The sequence below is a fragment of the Pseudomonas typographi genome, from assembly GCF_014694385.1.
Taxonomy (GTDB): domain Bacteria; phylum Pseudomonadota; class Gammaproteobacteria; order Pseudomonadales; family Pseudomonadaceae; genus Aquipseudomonas; species Aquipseudomonas typographi.
Window position 1 is genome coordinate 1 of the sequence record NZ_JAAOCA010000161.1, and the last position, 303, is coordinate 303.

Here is a 303-nt window from a genome sequence, read left to right on the forward strand (position 1 = left end):
TCTGGTTCGAATAGGCCGACAGGCTGGTAGAGTCATAGACCCCGCCCTTGGCATTCGCTACCAAAGAGCCCGAGCTGGAACCGGTCATGACACTGGCGCCGAGCGCCGCGCTGCCGCCCGTGAGGAAACTGAACGCAGTGCTAAGAAAGCCGGCCGCTGCTTGTCGCACCTGGATGCGAATCAGATCCTCGATCACGCCATCAGCGAAGTCCTTGAACGAGAGCTTGCCGGTCTTCACAAAATTGACGATCCCGTCTTCCATGTTGTTGAACGCATCGGAAAACAGCGTCTTGGTCTGGCCAG

Annotated in this window: 1 protein-coding gene; it reads right to left on the bottom strand. The window is 58.1% G+C overall.

The features are described from left to right. Positions 1 to 303, bottom strand: a 303-nt coding sequence (locus HAQ05_RS28225; protein WP_202988137.1) for a phage tail tape measure C-terminal domain-containing protein, incomplete at both ends; no start/stop codon positions are given.